21 protein-coding genes are annotated in these 23,378 nt (G+C 72.4%); 19 read left to right on the top strand and 2 right to left on the bottom strand.

Going from position 1 to position 23,378, the window contains the following annotated elements; translation table 11 throughout:
- Nucleotides 1–46: 46 nt before the first annotated feature.
- The 3 genes from IG88_RS0116880 (at nucleotide 47) to nusB (ending at nucleotide 2,215) form a co-directional block, all read left to right on the top strand.
- Entirely contained in the window at nucleotides 47–1,153 is a 1,107-nt protein-coding gene (locus IG88_RS0116880; RefSeq protein WP_031041244.1) for an aminopeptidase P family protein, read from the top strand.
- A gap of 64 nt (nucleotides 1,154–1,217) precedes the next feature.
- Nucleotides 1,218–1,784 carry an elongation factor P gene (efp, locus tag IG88_RS0116875; protein ID WP_031041241.1) on the top strand — a complete coding sequence of 189 codons (567 nt, stop codon included), beginning with the start codon at nucleotides 1,218–1,220 and terminating at the stop codon, nucleotides 1,782–1,784.
- A 2-nt stretch (nucleotides 1,785–1,786) separates the two neighbouring features.
- Nucleotides 1,787–2,215, top strand: coding sequence for a transcription antitermination factor NusB (nusB, locus tag IG88_RS0116870; protein ID WP_031041238.1), 429 nt, complete (start codon nucleotides 1,787–1,789; stop codon nucleotides 2,213–2,215).
- A gap of 103 nt (nucleotides 2,216–2,318) precedes the next feature.
- On the opposite strand, the gene bldD is transcribed toward nusB, so the two are convergent.
- The gene (gene bldD / locus IG88_RS0116865) at nucleotides 2,319–2,822 is read right to left on the bottom strand and encodes a transcriptional regulator BldD (RefSeq protein WP_007447547.1); all 504 of its coding nucleotides are present in this window, start codon (nucleotides 2,820–2,822) and stop codon (nucleotides 2,319–2,321) included.
- Between the two features lie 297 nt (nucleotides 2,823–3,119).
- Between bldD and pyrR the strand changes: the two genes are divergently transcribed.
- The 14 genes from pyrR to IG88_RS0116795 all read left to right on the top strand — a co-directional run bounded on the left by pyrR (nucleotide 3,120) and on the right by IG88_RS0116795 (nucleotide 19,773).
- Nucleotides 3,120–3,725 carry a bifunctional pyr operon transcriptional regulator/uracil phosphoribosyltransferase PyrR gene (gene pyrR / locus IG88_RS0116860; RefSeq protein WP_031041235.1) on the top strand — a complete coding sequence of 202 codons (606 nt, stop codon included), beginning with the start codon at nucleotides 3,120–3,122 and terminating at the stop codon, nucleotides 3,723–3,725.
- Between the two features lie 113 nt (nucleotides 3,726–3,838).
- Nucleotides 3,839–4,819 (top strand): aspartate carbamoyltransferase catalytic subunit, encoded by a 981-nt coding sequence (locus IG88_RS0116855; protein WP_031041232.1) that lies wholly within the window; start codon nucleotides 3,839–3,841, stop codon nucleotides 4,817–4,819.
- Nucleotides 4,820–4,823: 4 nt separating this feature from the next.
- Nucleotides 4,824–6,110 carry a dihydroorotase gene (locus IG88_RS0116850; RefSeq protein WP_031041229.1) on the top strand — a complete coding sequence of 429 codons (1,287 nt, stop codon included), beginning with the start codon at nucleotides 4,824–4,826 and terminating at the stop codon, nucleotides 6,108–6,110.
- Entirely contained in the window at nucleotides 6,107–6,682 is a 576-nt protein-coding gene (locus IG88_RS0116845; RefSeq protein ID WP_031041226.1) for a hypothetical protein, read from the top strand. Before IG88_RS0116850 ends, IG88_RS0116845 begins: the two co-directional genes overlap by 4 nt.
- The gene (carA, locus tag IG88_RS0116840; RefSeq protein ID WP_031041223.1) at nucleotides 6,679–7,821 is read left to right on the top strand and encodes a glutamine-hydrolyzing carbamoyl-phosphate synthase small subunit; all 1,143 of its coding nucleotides are present in this window, start codon (nucleotides 6,679–6,681) and stop codon (nucleotides 7,819–7,821) included. The genes IG88_RS0116845 and carA overlap by 4 nt, the downstream gene beginning before the upstream one ends.
- Nucleotides 7,814–11,122 carry a carbamoyl-phosphate synthase large subunit gene (gene carB, locus IG88_RS0116835; protein WP_031041220.1) on the top strand — a complete coding sequence of 1,103 codons (3,309 nt, stop codon included), beginning with the start codon at nucleotides 7,814–7,816 and terminating at the stop codon, nucleotides 11,120–11,122. Before carA ends, carB begins: the two co-directional genes overlap by 8 nt.
- A 78-nt stretch (nucleotides 11,123–11,200) precedes the next feature.
- Nucleotides 11,201–12,307 (top strand): quinone-dependent dihydroorotate dehydrogenase, encoded by a 1,107-nt coding sequence (locus IG88_RS0116830; RefSeq protein ID WP_031041216.1) that lies wholly within the window; start codon nucleotides 11,201–11,203, stop codon nucleotides 12,305–12,307.
- Nucleotides 12,304–13,149, top strand: a complete 846-nt coding sequence (gene pyrF / locus IG88_RS0116825; RefSeq protein ID WP_031041214.1) for an orotidine-5'-phosphate decarboxylase — start codon at nucleotides 12,304–12,306, stop codon at nucleotides 13,147–13,149. Before IG88_RS0116830 ends, pyrF begins: the two co-directional genes overlap by 4 nt.
- Before the next feature lie 223 nt (nucleotides 13,150–13,372).
- Nucleotides 13,373–13,696, top strand: coding sequence for an integration host factor (locus tag IG88_RS0116820; protein WP_016572363.1), 324 nt, complete (start codon nucleotides 13,373–13,375; stop codon nucleotides 13,694–13,696).
- A 37-nt stretch (nucleotides 13,697–13,733) separates the two neighbouring features.
- Complete coding sequence (gene gmk / locus IG88_RS0116815) at nucleotides 13,734–14,327, top strand: guanylate kinase (RefSeq protein WP_031041207.1); 594 nt, start codon at nucleotides 13,734–13,736, stop codon at nucleotides 14,325–14,327.
- Between the two features lie 62 nt (nucleotides 14,328–14,389).
- Complete coding sequence (gene rpoZ / locus IG88_RS0116810) at nucleotides 14,390–14,662, top strand: DNA-directed RNA polymerase subunit omega (protein WP_003977348.1); 273 nt, start codon at nucleotides 14,390–14,392, stop codon at nucleotides 14,660–14,662.
- Nucleotides 14,663–14,815: 153 nt separating this feature from the next.
- On the top strand, nucleotides 14,816–16,018 hold the full coding sequence (gene coaBC, locus IG88_RS0116805; RefSeq protein WP_031041204.1) for a bifunctional phosphopantothenoylcysteine decarboxylase/phosphopantothenate--cysteine ligase CoaBC: 1,203 nt from the start codon (nucleotides 14,816–14,818) through the stop codon (nucleotides 16,016–16,018).
- A 239-nt stretch (nucleotides 16,019–16,257) separates the two neighbouring features.
- Complete coding sequence (metK, locus tag IG88_RS0116800) at nucleotides 16,258–17,466, top strand: methionine adenosyltransferase (protein WP_031041201.1); 1,209 nt, start codon at nucleotides 16,258–16,260, stop codon at nucleotides 17,464–17,466.
- Between the two features lie 156 nt (nucleotides 17,467–17,622).
- Nucleotides 17,623–19,773: a primosomal protein N' gene (locus tag IG88_RS0116795; RefSeq protein ID WP_031041198.1), complete on the top strand. Its 2,151-nt coding sequence runs from the start codon at nucleotides 17,623–17,625 to the stop codon at nucleotides 19,771–19,773.
- 166 nt (nucleotides 19,774–19,939) lie between these two features.
- Here IG88_RS0116795 and IG88_RS0116790 read toward each other — a convergent pair whose 3' ends face one another.
- Nucleotides 19,940–20,494 carry a hypothetical protein gene (locus IG88_RS0116790; RefSeq protein WP_031041194.1) on the bottom strand — a complete coding sequence of 185 codons (555 nt, stop codon included), beginning with the start codon at nucleotides 20,492–20,494 and terminating at the stop codon, nucleotides 19,940–19,942.
- A 432-nt stretch (nucleotides 20,495–20,926) separates the two neighbouring features.
- Here IG88_RS0116790 and fmt point away from each other — a divergent pair, with 432 nt between their 5' ends.
- Together fmt and IG88_RS0116780 are read left to right on the top strand one after the other, a co-directional pair.
- Nucleotides 20,927–21,859: a methionyl-tRNA formyltransferase gene (gene fmt, locus IG88_RS0116785; RefSeq protein ID WP_031041192.1), complete on the top strand. Its 933-nt coding sequence runs from the start codon at nucleotides 20,927–20,929 to the stop codon at nucleotides 21,857–21,859.
- 87 nt (nucleotides 21,860–21,946) lie between these two features.
- On the top strand, nucleotides 21,947–23,374 hold the full coding sequence (locus IG88_RS0116780) for an RsmB/NOP family class I SAM-dependent RNA methyltransferase (protein ID WP_031041190.1): 1,428 nt from the start codon (nucleotides 21,947–21,949) through the stop codon (nucleotides 23,372–23,374).
- Nucleotides 23,375–23,378 lie beyond the last annotated feature (4 nt).

Genomic DNA, 23,378 nt, shown 5'->3' with positions numbered 1-23,378 from the left:
GCCCACCCAAGCGGCGCCCCCACCGGCGGAGCCATACGCTCGGCTCATGTCAGAGGTCTACGCGGCCCGCCGGACGCGCCTACGGGAACGCTGCAACGCGGGCGGCAGCGCGGCGGCGCTCGTCTCCCGGCCCGCCAACGTGCGCTATCTCGCGGGCGCGGCCCCGCGCGGCGCCGTGCTGCTGCTCGGCAGGACCGAGGACCTGCTGGTCTGCTCAGGCCCCCCGGACGACCGGCCGACCGAGGGCCGGCCCGACGAGTCCCTTCCGGTCCGCACCCTGCCCGGTCCCGGCGGCGACCCGGCCGTCACGGCCACCGGCCTCGCCGCGGAGCAGGGCGCCGAGTCCCTCGCCACCGAGGACCACCACCTCACCGTGGTCCGGCACCGGGCGATGACCTCGGTCGCCCCCCGCCTGCGCCTGACGGACCTCGGACAGGCCGTCGAACAGCTCCGGGTCGTCAAGGACGAGGAGGAGATCTCCTGCCTGCGCATCGGCGCAGAGATCGCCGACCAGGCACTCGGCGAACTCCTGGAGTCCATCCTGGTCGGCCGCACCGAACGGCACCTGGCCCTGGAGCTGGAACGCCGCCTCGTCGACCACGGTGCCGACGGCCCCGCCTTCCCCACCTCCGTGGGCACCGGACCGAACTCGGGGCGCCGCGGCCACCGGCCCACCGACCGGCGGGTCGAGGAGGGCGACTTCCTCTCCGTGTGCCTGGGCGCGACGTACCGCGGCTACCGCTGCGAGATCGGCCGCACCTTCGTCATCGGCACCTCGCCGGCCGACTGGCAGATCGAGTTGTACGACCTCGTCTTCTCCGCCCAGCGCTCCGGGCGTGAGGCCCTCGCACCCGGCGCCGCCTGCCGCGACGTGGACCGCGCGGCCCGCCAGGCACTGGACTCGGCGGGGTACGCGGAGAACCTCCCGGCACTCACCGGTCACGGTGTCGGGCTCGAAATCGACGAGGACCCGCAGTTGGCCCCCGCGGCCATGGGTAAACTGGACGCTTGTGTGCCGGTCACCGTCGAACCGGGGGTTCACCTCCCGGGCCGGGGCGGGGTCCGGATCGATGACACGCTCGTCGTGCGCCCCGAGGCGGACGGCGGACCCGAGCTACTCACCATCACGACCAAGGAGCTGCTCGCGCTCTAGCCCCGGGCTGGGCGTGCGTACCCGGGGTCGTCCACGTCAGTCCAGTCCAGGAGATTCCCCAACCGTGGCTTCCACGAACGACCTCAAGAACGGCCTGGTGCTCAAGCTCGAAGGCGGCCAGCTCTGGTCCGTCGTCGAGTTCCAGCACGTCAAGCCCGGCAAGGGCCCGGCCTTCGTGCGCACCAAGCTCAAGAACGTGCTCTCCGGCAAGACCGTCGACAAGACCTTCAACGCCGGGGTCAAGGTCGAGACGGCCACTGTCGACAAGCGTGACATGCAGTTCTCGTACATGGACGGCGAGTACTTCGTCTTCATGGACATGCAGACGTACGACCAGCTGATGGTCGACCGCAAGGTCGTCGGCGACGCCGCCCACTTCCTCGTGGAGGGCTTCGAGGCCACCGTCGCGCAGCACGAGGGCGAGGTGCTCTTCGTCGAGCTGCCCGCCGCCGTCGAGCTGACCGTCCAGGAGACCGAGCCCGGCGTCCAGGGCGACCGCTCCACCGGCGGCACCAAGCCCGCCACGCTGGAGACCGGCCACCAGATCCAGGTCCCGCTCTTCATCACGACCGGTGAGAAGATCAAGGTCGACACCCGTACGAGCGACTACCTCGGCCGGGTGAACAGCTAACCGTGGCTGCTCGCAACACGGCCCGCAAGCGCGCCTTCCAGATCCTCTTCGAGGGCGACCAGCGCGGCGCCGACGTCCTGACGGTGCTCGCCGACTGGGTCCGGCACTCCCGGTCCGACACCCGGCAGCCGCCGGTCAGCGAGTACACGATGGAGCTGGTCGAGGGGTACGCCGAGCGCGCCGAGCGCATCGACGAGCTGATCGCCCAGTACTCGGTCGACTGGACGCTCGACCGGATGCCGGTCGTCGACCGCAACATCCTGCGCCTGGGCGCGTACGAGCTGATCTGGGTCGACGAGACCCCGGACGCCGTCGTCCTGGACGAGATGGTGCAACTGGCGAAGGAGTTCTCCACGGACGACTCACCGGCGTTCGTCAACGGCCTGCTCGGCCGGCTGAAGGAACTGAAGTCCTCGCTGCGCCGGGACTAGCTCCGTGCGTGTCGCCCGTACGGCATGCGAAAACCGCCGGGGTGGCCGGAACCGAATGGTTCCAGCCACCCCGGCGGCACGTTTCTGCTGAGGCGGGCGAGGGTCAGAGTTCCTCGTGGGACGCCACCGCGCGGCGCGCGTCCGCGTCCAGGACACCCCAGCTGATCAGCTGCTCGGTGAGGACGGAGGGCGACTGGTCGTAGATGACGGCGAGCGTGCGCAGGTCGTCCTGGCGGATCGAGAGCACCTTGCCGTTGTAGTCGCCGCGCTGCGACTGGATCGTCGCCGCGTAGCGCTGGAGCGGGCCCGCCTTCTCGGCCGGCACGGTGGCCAGCCGCTCCAGGTCCAGGACCAGCTTCGGCGGCGGCTCGGCGGCACCGCCCGGGGTGGTGCCCGGCAGCAGCTCCTGCACGGGGACGCCGTAGAAGTCCGCCAGCTCGGCGAGGCGCTGCACGGTCACGGCACGGTCGCCGCGCTCGTACGAACCGACCACGACGGCCTTCCAGCGGCCCTGGGACTTCTCCTCGACACCGTGGAGGGAAAGGCCCTGCTGGGTGCGGATGGCCCGGAGCTTGGCCCCGAGCTGTTTGGCGTATTCGCTGGACATATGGCTCCCCGGACAAGGTGTCGACGCGGCAGGCGCTGTTGTCGGCCGCGCGGCTGGTAACTCACTGTGAGGTTACGCAGCGTTACTCTGCCGCGTCAAGCCGAATGGTCCGCACCGACGCTTCCGTGGTATTCGCCCGCCGCTGCTCCGGACGGGTGACCGCGGCGCGGCGCAGGGGTGACGGGGGAGTGTCGGTGGGGGTGCCGGACCGGTTCCGCGGGCCTGGTACCGTAGGTGGCGCAAATCCGACGTCCTTTAAGGTCCGTCCCGTGAGGCGGAGAAGGGGGTCCGTTTCGTATGGACAAGCACCAGGAAGAGCAGGGCGGTCCACAGTCGGCCGCACAGTCCGAGGCCCGGCCCGTTCTGGAAGCGCCCGACATCGCGCGGGTGCTCACCCGCATCGCCCACGAGATCGTCGAACGCGCCAAGGGCGCCGACGACGTGGTGCTCCTCGGCATCCCGACGCGCGGCGTCTTCCTCGCCCGGCGGCTCGCCGACAAGCTGGAGCAGATCACCGAGCGCAAGATCCCGGTCGGCTCGCTCGACATCACCATGTACCGCGACGACCTGCGCATGCACCCGCCGCGGGCCCTCGCCCGCACCGAGATCCCCGGTGACGGCATCGACGGCCGCCTCGTCGTCCTCGTCGACGACGTGCTCTTCTCCGGCCGCACCATCCGCGCCGCGCTCGACGCGCTCAACGACATCGGCCGCCCGCGCGCGGTGCAGCTCGCCGTCCTCGTCGACCGCGGCCACCGCGAACTGCCCATCCGCGCCGACTACGTCGGCAAGAACCTCCCGACGTCGCTGCGGGAGACGGTCAAGGTCCAGCTCGCCGAGGAGGACGGCCGCGACACCGTGCTGCTCGGTGCCAAGCCGGACGCCCCGGGCGCCCACCCGTAGCACCCGCGTACGCGCCCACCCGTGCCGTACGCGTGCTCGGCGTGCTCCCGCACGTGCCCGGCCGCCCGAATTATCCCGCTCTTCCGCATGAATCGCCCTACGGAGCCTGACAGATGCAGCGTCATCTCATCTCGGCCGCCGACCTCACCCGCGACGACGCCGTCCTGATCCTCGACACCGCCGAGGAGATGGCCCGGGTCGCGGACCGGCCGATCAAGAAACTGCCCACCCTGCGCGGCCGTACCGTCGTCAACCTCTTCTTCGAGGACTCCACGCGGACCCGGATCTCCTTCGAGGCCGCCGAGAAGCGGCTGTCCGCGGACGTCATCAACTTCACCGCCAAGGGCTCCAGCGTCTCCAAGGGCGAGTCCCTCAAGGACACCGCCCAGACCCTGGAGGCCATGGGTGTCGACGCCGTCGTCATCCGGCACGGCGCCTCCGGCGCTCCCTACCGCCTGGCCACCTCCGGCTGGATCGACGCCCACGTCATCAACGCGGGCGACGGCACCCACCAGCACCCCACCCAGGCCCTCCTGGACGCCTTCACCATGCGCCGCCGCCTGGTCGGCCCCGACGCCGGGCTCGGCAAGGACCTCGACGGCCGCCGCGTCACCCTGGTCGGCGACATCCTGCACAGCCGCGTCGCCCGCTCCAACGTCGACCTGCTGCACACCCTCGGCGCCGAGGTCACCCTCGTCGCCCCGCCGACCCTGCTGCCGGTCGGCGTCGAGACCTGGCCCTGCGAGGTCTCCTACGACCTCGACTCCACCCTGACCAAGTCCGACGCGGTGATGCTGCTGCGCGTGCAGCGCGAGCGCATGAACGCCGCGTTCTTCCCCACCGAGCGCGAGTACTCCCGCCGCTACGGCCTCGACGGCGACCGGATGGCGAGGATGCCCGACCACGCCGTCGTGATGCACCCCGGCCCGATGGTCCGCGGCATGGAGATCACCGCCGAGGTCGCCGACTCCGACCGCTGCACCGTCGTCGAGCAGGTCACCAACGGCGTCTCCGTGCGGATGGCCGTCCTCTACCTGCTGCTCGGCGGCGCCGAACCCGCCGTCGCCCACGCCCGACCCACCGAGGAGAAGTAAGACGATGAGCAAGACCCTGATCCGCGGTGCGAAGGTGCTCGGCGGCGAGCCGCAGGACGTGCTGATCGACGGCACGACGATCGCCGGGGTGGGCTCCGGCCTGTCCGCCGAGGGCGCGGAGGTCGTCGACGCCGACGGCAAGGTGCTGCTGCCCGGACTGGTCGACCTCCACACCCACCTGCGCGAGCCCGGCCGCGAGGACTCCGAGACCGTCCTGACCGGCACCCGCGCGGCGGCGAGCGGCGGCTACACCAACGTCTTCGCCATGGCCAACACCTTCCCGGTCGCCGACACCGCCGGCGTCGTCGAGCAGGTCTGGCGGCTCGGCCAGGAGTCCGGCTACTGCGACGTGCAGCCCATCGGCGCCGTCACCGTCGGCCTGGAGGGCGCCAAACTCGCCGAACTGGGCGCCATGCACGAGTCCGCGGCCGGTGTCACCGTCTTCTCCGACGACGGCAAGTGCGTCCACGACGCCGTGATCATGCGCCGGGCCCTGGAGTACGTGAAGGCCTTCGACGGCGTCGTCGCCCAGCACGCCCAGGAGCCCCGGCTCACCGAGGGCGCCCAGATGAACGAGGGCGTCGTCTCCGCCGAGCTGGGCCTCGGCGGCTGGCCGGCCGTCGCCGAGGAGTCGATCATCGCCCGGGACGTGCTGCTCGCCGAGCACGTCGGCTCCCGCGTCCACATCTGCCACCTGTCGACCGCCGGGTCCGTCGAGATCGTCCGCTGGGCCAAGTCCCGCGGCATCGACGTCACCGCCGAGGTCACCCCGCACCACCTGCTCCTCACCGACGAGCTGGTCCGGTCGTACAACCCGGTGTACAAGGTCAACCCGCCGCTGCGCACCGAGCGTGACGTCCTGGCCCTGCGCGAGGCCCTCGCCGACGGCACGATCGACATCGTCGCCACCGACCACGCCCCGCACCCGCACGAGGACAAGGACTGCGAGTGGGCCGCGGCGGCCATGGGGATGGTGGGCCTGGAGACCGCGCTGTCGGTGGTGCAGGAGACCATGGTGGACACGGGCCTGCTGGACTGGGCCGGCGTCGCCGACCGGATGTCCGTCAAGCCCGCGCAGATCGGACAGGCCACCGGACACGGCCGTCCCGTCTCGGCTGGTGAGCCCGCCAACCTCACGCTGGTCGACGCGGCATACCGTGGCCGGGTGGACCCCGCGGGCTTCGCCTCGCGCAGCCGCAACACCCCCTACGAGGGTCGTGAGCTGCCGGGCCGTGTGACGCACACGTGGCTGCGGGGCAAGGCCACGCTCGTCGACGGGAAGCTCACGTGACATCTGTAGCACCGGTAATCCTGCTGGCCGCCGAGAAGGAATCGGCGGAAGTGACCGACTGGGCCGCACGCGTCGGCTGGGTCGTCGGCCTCGGCCTGTTCGTCGCGCTCGTCTACTGGCTGATGCGCGAGGGCTGGAAGTGGCGCGGCACCCTCCAGAGCGACCTGCCGGCCCTCCCCACCGCGCCGGACGAGCCCGGCACGGCGAAACTGGCGATGAGCGGCCGCTACCACGGCTCCACCACCGCCGGGCAGTGGCTCGACCGCATCGTGGCGCACGGCCTGGGCACCCGCAGCCGGGTCGAGCTCACCCTGACGGACGCGGGACTGGACGTGGTACGCCCCGGCGCCGCCGACTTCTTCGTCCCCGCCGCCGCGCTGCGCGAGGCCCGGCTCGACAAGGGCATCGCCGGCAAGGTCCTCACCGAGGGCGGCCTGCTGGTCGTCACCTGGGCCCACGGCGACAAGCTGATCGACTCCGGCTTCCGCTCCGACCACGCGGCCGAGCACAACGAGTGGGTCGACACCCTGAACGACATGATCAACAAGACGGAAACGGAAGGCGCACGATGACGACCTCCACCAGGGGAGCCCACCGGACTCCCGCCGTACTCGTCCTGGAGGACGGCCGGACCTTCCGCGGCCGCGCCTACGGGGCCGTGGGGGCCACGTTCGGCGAAGCCGTGTTCTCCACCGGCATGACCGGCTACCAGGAGACCCTCACCGACCCGTCGTACCACCGCCAGGTCGTCGTCATGACCGCCCCGCACGTCGGGAACACCGGGATCAACGACGAGGACATGGAGTCCAAGAAGATCTGGGTCTCCGGCTACGTCGTGCGCGACCCCGCGCGCGTGCCCTCCAACTGGCGCTCGACCCGCTCCCTCGACGAGGAGCTGGCCGCCCAGGGCGTCGTCGGCATCTCCGGCATCGACACCCGTGCCCTCACCCGCCACCTGCGCGAGCGCGGCGCCATGCGCGTCGGCATCTTCTCCGGCAACGCGCTGCCCGACGAGGGCACCATGCTCGCCGAGGTCCGCCAGGCCCCCGAGATGAGCGGCGCCGACCTCTCCGCCGAGGTCGCCACCACCGAGGCGTACGTCGTCCCGGCGATCGGCGAGAAGAAGTTCACCGTCGCCGCCGTCGACCTCGGCATCAAGGGCATGACCCCGCACCGCATGGCCGAGCGCGGCATCGAGGTGCACGTCCTGCCCGCCACAGCCGGCGTCGAGGACGTCTACGCCGTCGACCCGGACGGCGTGTTCTTCTCCAACGGTCCCGGCGACCCCGCCACCGCCGACCACCCGGTCGCCCTGATGCGGGCGGTCCTGGAGCGCGGCACCCCGCTGTTCGGCATCTGCTTCGGCAACCAGATCCTGGGCCGCGCCCTCGGCTTCGGCACCTTCAAGCTGAAGTACGGCCACCGGGGCATCAACCAGCCGGTGCAGGACCGTACGACCGGCAAGGTCGAGGTCACCGCGCACAACCACGGATTCGCCGTCGACGCGCCGCTCGACCGGGTCTCCGACACCCCCTACGGCCGTGCCGAGGTCTCCCACGTCTGCCTCAACGACAACGTGGTGGAGGGGCTCCAGCTCCTCGACCGGCCGGCCTTCAGCGTCCAGTACCACCCCGAAGCGGCGGCGGGCCCGCACGACGCCGCCTACCTGTTCGACCGCTTCGTGAACCTCATGGAGGGCCAGCGTGCCTAAGCGCACCGATATCCAGTCCGTCCTGGTCATCGGCTCCGGCCCGATCGTCATCGGCCAGGCCGCCGAGTTCGACTACTCCGGCACCCAGGCGTGCCGGGTCCTGAAGTCCGAGGGCCTGCGGGTCATCCTCGTCAACTCCAACCCGGCGACGATCATGACCGACCCGGAGATCGCCGACGCCACCTACGTCGAGCCGATCACCCCCGAGTTCGTCGAGAAGATCATCGCCAAGGAGCGCCCGGACGCGCTGCTGCCGACCCTCGGCGGCCAGACGGCCCTGAACACCGCGATCTCCCTGCACGGCAACGGCGTCCTGGAGAAGTACGGCGTCGAGCTGATCGGCGCCAACGTCGAGGCCATCAACAAGGGTGAGGACCGCGACCTGTTCAAGGAGGTCGTCGAGGAGGTCCGCAAGAAGACCGGCCACGGCGAGTCCGCCCGGTCCTACATCTGCCACTCCATGGACGACGTCCTCCAGGGCGTCGACGCGCTCGGCGGCTACCCCGTCGTCGTCCGCCCCTCCTTCACCATGGGCGGCGCCGGCTCCGGCTTCGCCCACGACGAGGAGGAGCTGCGCCGCATCGCCGGACAGGGCCTCACCCTCTCGCCGACCACCGAGGTGCTCCTGGAGGAGTCCATCCTCGGCTGGAAGGAGTACGAGCTGGAGCTGATGCGCGACAAGAACGACAACGTCGTGGTCGTCTGCTCCATCGAGAACTTCGACCCCATGGGCGTGCACACCGGCGACTCGATCACCGTCGCGCCCGCCATGACGCTGACCGACCGCGAGTACCAGGTGCTGCGCGACGTCGGCATCGCCATCATCCGCGAGGTCGGCGTCGACACCGGCGGCTGCAACATCCAGTTCGCGGTGAACCCCGAGGACGGCCGGGTCATCGTCATCGAGATGAACCCGCGCGTGTCGCGCTCCTCGGCGCTCGCCTCCAAGGCGACCGGCTTCCCCATCGCCAAGATCGCGGCCAAGCTCGCCGTCGGCTACACCCTCGACGAGATCCCGAACGACATCACGCAGGAGACCCCGGCCTCCTTCGAGCCGACCCTCGACTACGTGGTCGTCAAGGCCCCGCGGTTCGCCTTCGAGAAGTTCCCGAGCGCGGACTCCACCCTCACCACGACCATGAAGTCGGTCGGCGAGGCCATGGCCATCGGCCGCAACTTCACCGAGGCGTTCCAGAAGGCGCTGCGCTCGCTGGAGCGCAAGGGCAGCCAGTTCACCTTCGTCGGCGAGCCCGGCGACAAGGACGAACTGCTGCGCGAGGCCGTACGGCCCACCGACGGCCGGATCAACGCCGTCATGCAGGCCATCCGCGCGGGCGCCACCCCCGAGGAGGTCTTCGACGCCACGAAGATCGACCCCTGGTTCGTCGACCAGCTCTTCCTCATCAAGGAGATCGCCGACGAGATCGCCGGGGCCCGCGAGCTGACGAGCGAGCTGCTCACCGAGGCCAAGCGGCACGGCTTCTCCGACCAGCAGATCGCCGAGATCAGCGGCCTGGGCGAGGACGTGGTCCGTCAGGTGCGGCACGCGCTCGGCGTCCGCCCGGTCTACAAGACCGTCGACACCTGCGCCGCCGAGTTCGCCGCGAAGACGCCGTACTTCTACTCCTCCTACGACGAGGAGAGCGAGGTCGCGCCCCGCGAGAAGCCCGCGGTGATCATCCTGGGCTCCGGCCCGAACCGCATCGGCCAGGGCATCGAGTTCGACTACTCCTGCGTCCACGCCTCCTTCGCGCTGTCCGACGCCGGGTACGAGACCGTGATGGTCAACTGCAACCCCGAGACCGTCTCCACCGACTACGACACCTCCGACCGGCTCTACTTCGAGCCGCTCACCCTGGAGGACGTCCTGGAGATCGTCCACGCCGAGCAGCAGGCCGGACCGGTCGCGGGCGTGGTCGTCCAGCTCGGCGGGCAGACCCCGCTGGGCCTGGCGCAGGCCCTGAAGGACAACGGCGTGCCGATCGTCGGCACCTCCCCGGAGGCCATCCACGCCGCCGAGGACCGCGGCGCCTTCGGGCGCGTCCTCGCCGAGGCCGGGCTGCCGGCCCCCAAGCACGGCACCGCCACCACGTTCGGCGAGGCCAAGGCCATCGCCGACGAGATCGGCTACCCGGTCCTGGTGCGGCCCTCCTACGTGCTCGGCGGACGCGGCATGGAGATCGTCTACGACGAGGCCCGGCTGGAGGCGTACATCGCCGAGTCGACCGAGATCAGCCCGTCCCGGCCGGTCCTGGTCGACCGCTTCCTGGACGACGCGATCGAGATCGACGTGGACGCCCTGTACGACGGCGAGGAGCTGTACCTCGGCGGCGTCATGGAGCACATCGAGGAGGCCGGCATCCACTCCGGCGACTCGGCGTGCGCCCTGCCCCCGATCACGCTCGGCGGCTTCGACATCAAGCGGCTGCGCGCCTCCACCGAGGGCATCGCCAAGGGCGTCGGCGTGCGCGGCCTGATCAACATCCAGTTCGCGCTGGCCGGCGACATCCTCTACGTCCTGGAGGCCAACCCGCGCGCCTCCCGCACCGTCCCCTTCACCTCGAAGGCGACGGCGGTGCCGCTGGCCAAGGCCGCCGCCCGCATCTCGCTGGGCGCCACCATCGCCGAGCTGCGCGCCGAGGGAGTGCTCCCGGCCAACGGCGACGGCGGCACCCTGCCGCTGGACGCGCCGATCTCCGTCAAGGAGGCCGTCATGCCGTGGTCCCGCTTCCGGGACATCCACGGCCGCGGCGTCGACACGGTCCTCGGCCCGGAGATGCGCTCCACCGGCGAGGTCATGGGCATCGACTCCGTCTTCGGCACGGCCTACGCCAAGTCGCAGGCCGGCGCGTACGGGCCGCTGCCCACCAAGGGCCGCGCCTTCATCTCGGTCGCCAACCGCGACAAGCGCTCGATGATCTTCCCGGCCCGCGAGCTGGTCGCCCACGGCTTCGAGCTGCTGGCCACCTCCGGCACCGCCGAGGTCCTCAAGCGCAACGGCATCAACGCCACCGTGGTGCGCAAGCAGTCCGAGGGCACCGGCCCGAACGGCGAGAAGACCATCGTCCAGCTCATCCACGACGGCGAGGTCGACCTCATCGTCAACACGCCGTACGGCACCGGCGGGCGCCTCGACGGCTACGACATCCGCACGGCGGCCGTGGCCCGCTCGGTGCCCTGCCTGACCACGGTCCAGGCGCTGGCCGCGGCGGTCCAGGGCATCGACGCCCTCACCCACGGCGACGTCGGAGTGCGCTCGCTCCAGGAACACGCCGAATTCCTGACCGCGGCCCGCGACTAGCGGCCCCGAGGGGGACACCGGAAACGGTGTCCCCCTCTTCATGAGCCCCAGAGCACCGCAGAGGCTTCCCGAGGACACATGTACAAGATCTTCTTCCAGCTCGTCTTCTCCCGCATGGACCCCGAACGGGCCCACCACCTCGCCTTCCGCTGGATCCGCCTGGCCGTCCGCGTCCCCGTCCTGCGCACCTTCGCCGCCGCCGCGCTCGCGCCCCGGTACAAGGAGCTGCGCACCGAGGCCCTGGGCCTGCGCATGCACGGTCCCTTCGGGCTCGCCGCCGGCTTCGACAAGAACGCGGTCGCGATCGACGGGATGGCGATGCTCGGCTTCGACCACGTCGAAATCGGCACGGTCACCGGCGAGCCGCAGCCCGGCAACCCCAAGAAGCGGCTGTTCCGCCTGGTGGGCGACCGGGCGCTGATCAACCGCATGGGCTTCAACAACGACGGCTCGCTGGCCGTCGCGGCCCGCCTGGCCTCCCGCACGCCCGTCTTCCGGACCGTCGTCGGCGTCAACATCGGCAAGACCAAGGTCGTCCCCGAGGAGGAGGCCGTCGGCGACTACGTGAAGTCCGCCGAGCGGCTCGCCCCGCACGCCGACTACCTGGTCGTCAACGTCTCCTCGCCCAACACGCCCGGCCTGCGCAACCTCCAGGCCACCGAGGCGCTGCGCCCGCTGCTGAGCGAGGTGCGCGAGGCCGCCGACCGCGCGGTGACCGCCCGGCGTGTCCCGCTGCTGGTCAAGATCGCGCCCGACCTCGCCGACGAGGACGTGGACGCGGTCGCCGACCTTGCCGTGGAGCTGGGCCTGGACGGCATCATCGCCACCAACACCACCATCGCGCGTGAGGGCCTCGGCCTGACCTCCTCGCCCGCCCTGGCCGGCGAGACCGGCGGGCTGTCCGGCGCCCCCCTCAAGGCACGCTCCCTGGAAGTGCTGCGCCGCCTGTACGCGCGCGTGGGCGACCGGATCACCCTGGTCGGCGTCGGCGGCGTCGAGACGGCCGAGGACGCCTGGGAGCGCATCCTGGCGGGCGCCACACTGGTCCAGGGCTACAGCGCGTTCATCTACGAGGGGCCCTTCTGGGGCCGCGCGATCCACAAGGGGCTCGCCGCGCGCCTGCGGCAGAGCCCGTACGCCACCCTCGCCGACGCGGTCGGCGCCGACGTGAGGAAGCACGCATGACGGTACGCGAACCCTTCGGCGCCCGGCTGCGCCGCGCGATGGACGAGCGCGGTCCCCTGTGCGTCGGCATCGACCCGCACGCCTCCCTGCTCGCCGACTGGGGCCTGAACGACGACGTGGCCGGCCTGGAGCGCTTCAGCCGCACCGTCGTGGAGGCGGTGGCCGACCGGGTGGCCGTGCTCAAGCCGCAGAGCGCCTTCTTCGAGCGTTTCGGCTCGCGCGGCGTCGCCGTCCTGGAGACGTCGGTCCAGGAGGCACGGGAGGCCGGTGCGCTGGTCCTGATGGACGCCAAGCGCGGCGACATCGGCTCGACCATGGCCGCCTACGCCGAGTCGTTCCTGCACAAGGACGCCCCGCTGTTCTCGGACGCGCTGACCGTCTCCCCGTACCTCGGCTACGGCTCCCTGAAGCCCGCCGTCGAGCTGGCGCGGGAGAGCGGCGCGGGCCTGTTCGTGCTGGCGCTGACCTCCAACCCGGAGGGCGGCGAGGTCCAGCACGCGGTGCGGGAGGACGGCCGGAGCGTCGGGGCGACGATGCTCGCCCACCTGGCCGCCGAGAACGCGGGGGAGGAGCCGCTGGGTTCGTTCGGCGCGGTGGTCGGCGCCACGCTCGGCGACCTGTCCTCGTACGACCTGGGCATCAACGGTCCGCTGCTGGCCCCGGGGATCGGCGCCCAGGGAGCCACGCCGGCCGACCTGCCGCGCGTGTTCGGAGCCGCGGTGCGCAACGTGGTGCCGAACGTCAGCCGGGGTGTTCTTCGTCACGGCCCGGACACGGACGCGTTGCGGACGGCCGCCGACCGCTTCGCCGCGGAGATCCGGGCCGCGGTCACGGCATCCTGACTCTGGATACACCCTCAAATCAGAGGGATTATGTCCTAAATGCCCGACCTGACAGAGGCTGACCAGGACTTTTCCGCTGTTCTCGCTGACTCTGGCGGAGTTGACCGCTAGTCTCCGTCGAGAGTCAACGGGCGAGCGTGTTGCTCGTGGCTCACCAGGTGAGGGACGACTAGGTTCCTCACCGGTCCGTATCCGACAGTTCGACATCCGAGGTGACGTAGGCGTGGCTCTTCCGCCCCTTACCCCTGAACAGCGCGCAGCCGCGCTCGAAAAGGCCGCCGCGGCTCGCCGGGAGCGGGCCGAGGTCAAGAATCGACTCAAGCACTCCGGTGCCTCCCTCCACGAGGTCATCCAGCAGGGACAGAAGAACGACGTCATCGGCAAGATGAAGGTCTCCGCCCTCCTCGAGTCCCTGCCGGGCGTGGGCAAAGTCCGCGCCAAGCAGATCATGGAGCGACTGGGCATCTCCGAGAGCCGCCGCGTGCGCGGTCTCGGTTCCAACCAGATCGCGTCCCTGGAGCGGGAGTTCGGCAGCACCGGTAGCTGAGTCCCGACCACTCCGCGATTGCTGGAATAATCGCTGCATGGCTGCAACACCCCGGGGGACGTCCCCCGTACCCCCGGACGCACGTCCGCGGCTGACCGTGCTCTCCGGCCCTTCGGGGGTCGGCAAGAGCACGGTCGTCGCCCATATGCGCAAGGAACACCCCGAGGTTTGGCTGTCGGTCTCGGCGACGACCCGCAAGCCCCGCCCCGGCGAGCGGCACGGCGTCCACTACTTCTTCGTCAGCGACGAGGAGATGGACAAGCTGATCGCCAACGGCGAGCTGCTGGAATGGGCCGAGTTCGCCGGCAATCGCTACGGCACGCCGCGCACGGCCGTGCTGGAGCGCCTGGAGGCCGGTGAGCCGGTCCTCCTCGAGATCGACCTCCAGGGTGCACGCCAGGTCCGCGAGTCCATGCCCGAGGCGCGGCTGGTCTTCCTGGCCCCGCCCTCCTGGGAGGAGCTGGTGCGCAGGCTCACCGGCCGGGGCACCGAACCGCCCGAGGTGATCGAGCGCCGCCTCGCCGCGGCCAGGGTCGAGCTGGCGGCCGAGCCGGAGTTCGACCAGACCCTGGTGAACACCTCCGTCGAGGACGTGGCGCGCGAGCTGCTAGCCTTGACGAACGTCGTGTGATCGCCACTGCTCATCCCGCGGTCGTCCCGACTGAATCTTTCCCATCCATCGGAAGGTAGAGCGTGTCCTCTTCCATCTCCGCGCCCGAGGGCATCATCAACCCGCCGATCGACGAGCTCCTCGAGGCCACGGACTCGAAGTACAGCCTCGTGATCTACGCGGCCAAGCGGGCCCGCCAGATCAACGCGTACTACTCGCAGCTCGGCGAGGGCCTCCTCGAGTACGTCGGTCCGCTCGTCGACACCCACGTCCACGAGAAGCCGCTCTCGATCGCCCTGCGCGAGATCAACGCGGGGCTGCTCACGTCCGAGGCCATCGAGGGCCCGGCGCAGTAGTACCAGCAGCATCGGCGGTCATATCTTCAGCCTTACGCTGACTTTTCCACAGGCCCGGCAGCCCGACTGCCGGGCCTGTGGTGTGTGATGGGTCGTGCGCCGCGGTCCGAGCGGCGCGCAGTGCGAACGCGTTATCCGAGCCGGGGAGAGACGGTGGACAAGCCCAAGGTCGTTCTGGGGGTCAGCGGCGGCATCGCCGCGTACAAGGCCTGTGAGCTGCTGCGCAGGCTCACCGAGTCCGGGCACGACGTCCGGGTCGTCCCCACCGCATCCGCGCTGCACTTCGTGGGCGCCGCCACCTGGTCCGCCCTGTCCGGCCACCCCGTGTCGACCGAGGTCTGGGACGCCGTCCACGAGGTCCCGCACGTGCGCATCGGCCAGCACGCCGACCTGGTCGTCGTCGCCCCCGCCACCGCCGACATGCTGGCCAAGGCGGCCCACGGCCTGGCCGACGACCTGCTCACCAACACCCTGCTCACGGCCCGCTGCCCCGTCGTCTTCGCCCCCGCCATGCACACCGAGATGTGGGAGCACCCGGCCACCCGGGAGAACGTGGCGACGCTGCGCCGCCGCGGCGCCGTCGTGATCGAACCCGCCGTCGGCCGCCTGACCGGCGTCGACACCGGCAAGGGTCGGCTGCCCGACCCGGGCGAGATCTTCGAGGTCTGCCGCCGGGTGCTGGCCCGCGGTGTCCGCGAGCCCGACCTCGCCGGGCGGCACGTGGTCGTCAGCGCCGGCGGCACCCGGGAGCCCCTCGACCCGGTCCGCTTCCTCGGCAACCGCTCCTCCGGCAAGCAGGGCTACGCCCTCGCCCGCACCGCGGCCGCCCGCGGCGCCCGCGTCACCCTGGTGGCGGCGAACGCGTCGATGCCGGACCCGGCGGGCGTGGACGTGGTGCCGGTCGGCACGGCGGTGGAGCTGCGCGAGGCGGTGCTGCGGGCCGCTGCGGACGCCGACGCCGTGGTCATGGCCGCTGCGGTGGCCGATTTCCGGCCATCGACGTACGTCACCGGGAAGATCAAGAAAAAGGACGGAGAGGAGCCCGCGCCGATCGCCCTCGTGCGCAATCCGGACATCCTCGCGGAGGTCTCCGGGACCCGGGCCCGCTCCGGGCAGGTGGTCGTCGGCTTCGCCGCCGAGACCGACGACGTCCTGGCCAACGGCCGGGCCAAGCTGAAACGCAAGGGCTGTGACCTGCTCGTGGTGAACGAGGTGGGGGAGCGCAAGACGTTCGGTTCCGAGGAGAACGAGGCGGTGGTCCTGGGCGCCGACGGCAGCGAGACACCGGTCGCCCGCGGCCCGAAGGAAGCCCTGGCCGACACGGTCTGGGACCTCGTCGCCCGCAGGCTGGAGTGAATGACCCATTCGCTCCAAGCGGCCCGGAAGACGTCTCATTCCAGCGTGGCGCCCCTGGCCAAGGACGCTTGCTTCCGGGCAGAATGCGGGTGCCGCAGGTCACAGCCCTCCCGAGAGCTGAGACGGGTGGGCCCGCGGCAGAGTGCGACCGATAAACTGTTCTCGGACGTCGCCGGGTGCAGCTCCCCGTGCCGTCCACAAATGATCAGCCAGCAGCCGCTGCAACCCCAGGGAGCGTTGTGTCCCGTCGCCTGTTCACCTCGGAGTCCGTGACCGAAGGTCACCCCGACAAGATCGCTGACCAGATCAGCGACACGATTCTCGACGCGCTTCTGCGTGAGGACCCGACCTCCCGGGTCGCCGTCGAAACCCTGATCACCACCGGTCTGGTGCACGTGGCCGGAGAGGTCACCACCAAGGCCTACGCGGACATCGCCAACCTGGTCCGCGGCAAGATCCTGGAGATCGGCTACGACTCCTCCAAGAAGGGCTTCGACGGCGCCTCCTGCGGCGTGTCGGTCTCCATCGGCGCCCAGTCGCCGGACATCGCGCAGGGCGTCGACACCGCGTACGAGAACCGCGTAGAGGGCGACGAGGACGAGCTGGACCGGCAGGGCGCCGGCGACCAGGGCCTGATGTTCGGCTACGCGTCCGACGAGACGCCGACGCTGATGCCGCTGCCGGTCTTCCTGGCGCACCGGCTGTCCAAGCGCCTGTCCGAGGTCCGCAAGAACGGCACCATCCCCTACCTGCGTCCGGACGGCAAGACCCAGGTCACCATCGAGTACGACGGCGACAAGGCGGTCCGGCTGGACACCGTCGTCGTCTCCTCGCAGCACGCGAGCGACATCGACCTGGAGTCGCTGCTGGCCCCGGACATCAAGGAGTTCGTCGTCGAGCCGGAGCTGAAGGCGCTCCTGGACGACGGCATCAAGATCGACACGGAGAACTACCGCCTCCTGGTCAACCCGACGGGCCGGTTCGAGATCGGCGGCCCGATGGGCGACGCCGGTCTGACCGGCCGCAAGATCATCATCGACACCTATGGCGGCATGGCCCGCCACGGCGGCGGTGCCTTCTCCGGCAAGGACCCGTCGAAGGTGGACCGCTCCGCCGCGTACGCGATGCGCTGGGTCGCCAAGAACGTCGTCGCCTCGGGCCTGGCCGCCCGCTGCGAGGTCCAGGTCGCCTACGCGATCGGCAAGGCCGAGCCGGTCGGCCTGTTCGTGGAGACCTTCGGCACCGCGAAGGTGGAGCCCGAGAAGATCGAGAAGGCGATCGACGAGGTCTTCGACCTGCGCCCGGCCGCCATCATCCGCGACCTCGACCTGCTCCGTCCGATCTACGCGCAGACCGCGGCGTACGGCCACTTCGGCCGTGAGCTGCCCGACTTCACCTGGGAGCGCACCGACCGCGTGGACGCGCTGCGCGAGGCCGCGGGCCTGTAGACGGGGCTCCCGGGCGGCGTCCCGCCCGACGGCACGTGAGGAGGCCCGGTGTCCCCGAGGGGGCGCCGGGCCTCCGCCGTGTGCCGCGGTTCCGGGGATCGCGCCGCCGCGCCGTCGCCCGGCCGCGCTGTCAGTGGTCTTTGCGAGAATGCAGGCGTGAGCAGCGACAACGGACCGGAGCAGGGCGGCGCGCAGGACGCGCCGCCCGAGCAGCTCGCGCTCATCCGGGAGACGGTCCGCAGGGCGAAGACCCCCCGGGCCAAGCCCCGCACCTGGCGCGGGGCCGCGCTCGCCAAGGAGCTGCCGGTCGCCCGCGTCCTCGTCGACAAGGGCGTGCTCCACCTCGACCGGTACTTCGACTACGCCGTGCCCGAGGAACTGGACGCCGAGGCCCAGCCGGGCGTTCGGGTGCGGGTGCGTTTCGGGGCCGGGCGGCACCGGGTGCGGGACGGACGGCGCGAGGGCGGCGGGCTCATCGACGGATTCCTCGTCGAGCGGCTCGCCGAGTCCGACTACACGGGGCCCCTGGCCGCGCTGGCGCAGGTCGTCTCGCCCGAGCGCATCCTCGACGAGGAGCTGCTCGGCCTCGTCCGCGCGGTCGCCGACCGGTACGCGGGCAGTGTCGCCGACGTCCTCCAGCTCGCCGTACCGCCGCGCAACGCCCGCGCCGAGAAGCGGGCCTCGCCGCAGCCGCTGCCCGCACCGCCGGTGCCCGAGCCGGGGTCGTGGGCGCGGTACGAGCAGGGGGCGGCGTTCCTGTCGGCCCTCGCGTCCGGTGCCGCGCCGCGCGCGGTGTGGAACGCGTTGCCCGGTCCGCAGTGGGCCGGGGAGCTGGCGCGGGCCGTCGTGGCGACGCTGGCCTCCGGCCGGGGCGCCCTCGTCGTCCTGCCGGACGGGCGGGCGGTCGCCCGCGTCGACGCCGCGCTCACCGCCCTCCTCGGCGAGGGACGGCACGCGGTGCTCACCGCCGACGCCGGACCCGAGAAGCGGTACGCACAGTGGCTCGCGGTGCGCCGGGGCGCCGTACGGGCCGTGATCGGGACCAGGGCCGCCATGTTCGCGCCGGTGCGCGACCTCGGTCTGGTCGCCCTGTGGGACGACGGCGACGACAGCCACAGCGAGCCGCACGCTCCCCAGCCGCACGCCCGCGAGGTGCTGCTGCTGCGCGCTGCCCAGGACCGGTGCGCGTTCCTGCTGGGCGGCTGGAGCTGCACCGTGGAGGCGGCCCAGCTCGTGGAGACCGGCTGGGCGCGGCCCCTGTTCGCCGCGCGGGAGCACGTGCGCGCCGCCGCGCCGCTGGTGCGGACCGTGGGGGACCAGGACCTGGCCCGTGACGAGGCCGCCCGCGCCGCGCGGCTGCCCACCCTCGCCTGGCAGGCCATCCGGGACGGCCTGCAGCACGGACCGGTGCTCGTGCAGGTGCCCCGGCGGGGCTACGTACCGCGGATGGCCTGTGCGGCGTGCCGGACGCCCGCGCGGTGCCGGCACTGTTCGGGCCCGTTGCAGGGGCAGGAGTCCGCCTCCGCCCTGCGGTGCGGCTGGTGCGGGCGCGAGGAGGGCGCCTGGCACTGTCCGGAGTGCGGGGCGTTCCGGCTGCGGGCGCAGGTCGTGGGCGCCCGGCGCACCGCCGAGGAGCTGGGGCGGGCCTTCCCGGCCGTGCCCGTGCGCACCTCCGGGCGGGAGCACGTGCTGGACACCGTCTCCGAGAGCCCTGCCCTGGTCGTGAGCACCCCGGGCGCCGAACCCGTGGCCGAGGGCGGTTACGCGGCGGCGCTGCTGCTCGACGGCTGGGCGATGCTCGGCCGGCCGGATCTGCGGGCCGGCGAGGACGCGTTGCGGCGTTGGATGGCCGCCGCCGCGCTGGTCCGCCCGCAGAGTGATGGGGGCACCGTCGTCGCGGTCGCCGAGCCGACGCTGCGGCCGGTGCAGGCGCTGGTGCGCTGGGACCCGGTCGGACACGCGTTGCGTGAGCTGGCCGAACGGGCGGAACTGGGCTTCCCGCCGGTGTCGCGGCTGGCGGCCGTGGCGGGGCCGCCCGAGGCGGTGGCCGACTTCCTCGGCGCGGTCGAGCTGCCCCGGGAGGCGGAGGTGCTGGGCCCGGTGCCCCTGCCGGTCACGGCGGCCGGACGGCCGCGGCGGGCGGGCGCCCCACCGCCCGGGGAGCACTGGGAGCGGGCACTGGTCCGGGTGCCGCCGGGGCGCGGGGCGGCACTGGCCGGTGCGCTGAAGACCGCCCAGGCGGCGCGCACGGCCCGGGGGAGCGACACGGCCGTGTGGGTGCGGATCGATCCGCCCGACATCGGGTGAGGCACGCTCGCACCGCGGCCCTCCGTCTCCCGGGGTCGGGGAGGGCGGAGGGCCGGTGCGGGGTCGCGGTTCGGCCGGTGCGTGCGGCCGGTGCGGGTGTGTCCTGGGGGTGGGTCCTGCGCGTCGGTTGTGCTGTGGTCGGTCGTGCTGTGGTCGGTCCCTGCGGTCAGCCGTTGCGCGGGCCGGGGAAGGCGGTCGGGCGGACCTCGTCGCGCAGGGACGGACTGCCCGAGGTCGGCTGGGTCGGCATGGAGCGGGCCGCCGGAACCGTGGGTACCGGGGGGAGCCCCGAGCCCACGTCGACCGGACGGGTGCCCGTCGGCTCCGGTGCGTGCTCGGTGGTCTCGGCGGTGGACGCGGCCGCCTGGGCGGCGGCGCGCCGGGAGCCGTAGCGCCGGTGCACCGCCTGTTTGGTGACGCCCAGCGCGGAGCCGACCGCGTCCCACGAGAAACCGAGCGAGCGGTCGAAGTCCACGGCGGCCGTGACCAAGGTCTCGACACTGTCCCGCAGCTCCTGGGCGAGACGGACCGTCGGGGCGGGGGCACGTCCGTAGACGACGAAGCCCGTGGAGGGGCCGGAGCGCCGCGGGCGGTAGACGTTGCCCAACTGGGCGGTGAGGGTGCGCAGTGCGTCCACCTGCCGGCGGACCCGCTCGATGTCCCGCACCAGCAAGTGCAGGCTGGCCCGAGCCTGGGCGTCGTGGGTTGCGTGGTCGGCCATGAACAAGCCTCTCGAACCGGCGTTGAAGGAATCGGGCCGCGCGGGCGGCCCGGTGTGTCAACTCTTCCTTGACCAACGTGCGGGTGCGGAGTTGGTCACGGGGCGGGGGCGTGGGGGCTGGCTCGTGCGCCCCCTCGGCCTCCCGGCCCGGGGCTCTCCCGCCCGCGCACCACCTGTTCGCCGTCGGTCGGTCGGCTGAGCCGTCCCGTGGGGTACCGCGCCGTGGGCGGCGCTCTCCCGTGGGACCCCGTGCCATGGGCGGCACGCGCACGCGGGGGTACCGCGCCGTCGGCGCCGCTCTACCGTGGGGCCCGCGCCGTCGGCGGCGCTCTCCCGTGGGGCCCCGCGCCGTCGGCGGCTTTCCGCCGCTCGACGGCTCGTAGACTGGGGCGTCGCCCGCAACCACCCCCGCCCGAGAGGCCCGTCCCACCCATGAAGCTCGTCTTCGCCGGTACCCCCGAGGTCGCCGTTCCCGCCCTGGACGCCCTGATCGCCTCCGGGCGCCACGAGGTCGCCGCCGTCGTCACGCGGCCCGACGCTCCGGCCGGGCGGGGGCGCAGGCTGGTCGCCTCGCCCGTGGCCGAGCGGGCCGAGGAGGCGGGCATCGAGGTGCTCAAGCCCGCGAAGCCGCGCGACCCCGGGTTCCTGGACCGGCTGCGCGAGATCGCCCCCGACTGCTGTCCCGTCGTCGCCTACGGTGCCCTGCTGCCCCGCGTCGCCCTCGACGTGCCCGCCCACGGCTGGGTCAACCTGCACTTCTCGCTGCTGCCCGCCTGGCGCGGCGCGGCTCCGGTGCAGCACGCGCTGATGGCGGGCGACGAGATCACCGGCGCCTCCACCTTCCAGATCGAGGAGGGCCTGGACTCCGGCCCCGTCTACGGGACGGTGACCGAGACCGTCCGCCCCACCGACACCAGCGGCGACCTGCTGACCCGGCTGGCCTTCGCCGGGGCGGGCCTGCTGGCCGCGACCATGGACGGCATCGAGGACGGCAGCCTGAAGGCCGTGCCGCAGCCGGAGGAGGGCGTCACGCTCGCCCCGAAGATCACCGTCGAGGACGCCCGGATCGACTGGAGCGCCCCCGCCCTGCGCGTGGACCGGGTGGTGCGCGGCTGCACCCCGGCCCCCGGCGCCTGGACCACCTTCCGGGGCGAGCGGCTCAAGCTCGTGCAGGCCCTGCCGCTGCCCGACCGGACCGACCTCGCCCCGGGACAGCTCGCCGCGGGGAAGAACAACGTGTACGTCGGCACCGGCTCGCACGCCGTCGAGCTGCTGTGGGTGCAGGCGCAGGGCAAGAAGCCGATGCGGGCCGCGGACTGGGCGCGCGGCGCGCGGATCACCGAGGGCGAGCTGCTCGGCGGCTGACCCGGGCCCTGCGCCCGCGACTCACCGCTCACCGGCCCGGCGTACGCTGGTGAGCGCACTTCACCCCACACCCGGAGCACCTTTTTCGTGAGCGAGCAGCCCCGTCGTCCCCGCAAGCCCGGCAAGCCGTACCGCAGGCCCCAGAAGGACCCCGTCCGCGTGCTCGCCTTCGAGGCCCTGCGGGCCGTGGACGAGCGGGACGCGTACGCCAACCTCGTCCTGCCGCCGCTGCTGCGCAAGGCCCGCGAGAAGGAGGGCCCCGAGAAGTTCGACGCCCGGGACGCGGCCCTCGCGACCGAGCTGGTGTACGGCACGCTGCGCCGGCAGGGGACGTACGACGCGATCATCGCGGACTGCGTGGACCGGCCGCTGCGCGAGGTCGATCCGCCGGTGCTCGACGTGCTCAGCCTGGGCGTGCACCAGTTGCTCGGCACGCGGATCCCGAGTCACGCCGCCGTGTCCGCCTCCGTGGAGCTGGCCCGGGTCGTGCTCGGCGACGGGCGGGCCAAGTTCGTCAACGCCGTGCTGCGCAAGGTGGCCCGGGACGACCTCGACGGCTGGCTGGAGCGGGTCGCCCCGCCCTACGACGAGGACCCCGAGGACCACCTGGCCGTCGTGCACTCGCACCCGCGCTGGGTCGTCTCCGCGCTGTGGGACTCCCTCGGCGGCGGCCGGGCCGGCATCGAAGACCTGCTGGCCGCCGACAACGAACGCCCCGAGGTGACCCTCGTCGCCCGCCCCGGACGGGCCACGGCCGACGAGTTGCTCGGCGAGGAGGCGGCCGTACCGGGGCGCTGGTCGCCCTACGCCGTGCGGCTGAGCGAGGGCGGTGAACCCGGGGCCGTCGAGGCCGTGCGGGAGGGCCGCGCCGGTGTGCAGGACGAGGGCAGCCAACTGGTCGCCCTGGCCCTCGCCCACGCCCCCCTGGACGGACCCGACCGGCGCTGGCTGGACGGGTGCGCGGGCCCCGGCGGCAAGGCCGCGCTGCTCGGTGCGCTCGCCGCCGAACGGGGCGCCTTCCTGCTCGCCTCCGAGAAGCAGCCGCACCGCGCCGGCCTCGTGGCCAGGGCGCTGGAGGGCAGCCCGGGGCCGTACCAGGTGATCGCCGCCGACGGGACCCGCCCCGCGTGGCGGCCCGGGAGCTTCGACCGGGTGCTGGTCGACGTGCCGTGCACGGGGCTCGGCGCCCTGCGGCGCCGGCCCGAGGCGCGCTGGCGGCGCCGCCCCGAGGACCTGGAGGGCTTCGCGCCGCTCCAGCGCGGGCTGCTGCGCGGTGCCCTGGAGGCCGTACGGGTCGGCGGCGTCGTCGCCTACGCGACCTGCTCGCCCCACCTCGCCGAGACCCGCGCCGTCGTCGCGGACGTCCTCAAGCAGCACCCCGGCGCCGAACTGCTCGACGCCCGGCCGCTGCTGCCCGGCGTCCCCGCCCTCGGTGAGGGGCCCGACGTCCAGCTCTGGCCGCACCTGCACGGCACGGACGCCATGTACCTGGCGCTCGTGCGCCGGACCTCCTGACCGG

The sequence above is a fragment of the Streptomyces sp. NRRL F-5650 genome, from assembly GCF_000721365.1.
GTDB classification, from domain to species: Bacteria; Actinomycetota; Actinomycetes; order Streptomycetales; family Streptomycetaceae; genus Streptomyces; species Streptomyces ardesiacus.
The sequence above is the reverse complement of the archived record's forward strand: the minus strand, read 5'-3'. Positions and strand labels throughout refer to the sequence as shown.